Raw genomic sequence first — 233 nt, 5'->3', positions numbered from 1 at the left:
GCTGAATGGTTTCCTGTGCTTCCGATACTTTAGCAGTAAATCCGATAATATTCTTGGCAAATCTGCCCACAATTCCCACGCCCAAAAAATACCAAAACAAGACCAAACTTTCCGGTACCCAGCCCATAAAAGTCAAGCCAATCATTAAAATGGACAGCAACCCAAAAATCGGAGGGACGATTCCCGCCCATTTGGGCATAAACCGTTCATGGTTTTTCAACCAATCAGAAACC

Annotated in this window: 1 protein-coding gene; it reads right to left on the bottom strand. The window is 43.8% G+C overall.

All coding sequences use genetic code 11. The features are described 5' to 3' along the window. Window positions 1–233 (bottom strand): hypothetical protein (locus SB754_RS23145; protein ID WP_410784583.1); only part of this gene is annotated, 233 nt, incomplete at both ends.

The sequence above is a fragment of the Leifsonia sp. SIMBA_070 genome (assembly GCF_046534635.1).
GTDB lineage: Bacteria > Actinomycetota > Actinomycetes > Actinomycetales > Microbacteriaceae > Leifsonia.
The sequence above is the reverse complement of the archived record's forward strand: the minus strand, read 5'-3'. Positions and strand labels throughout refer to the sequence as shown.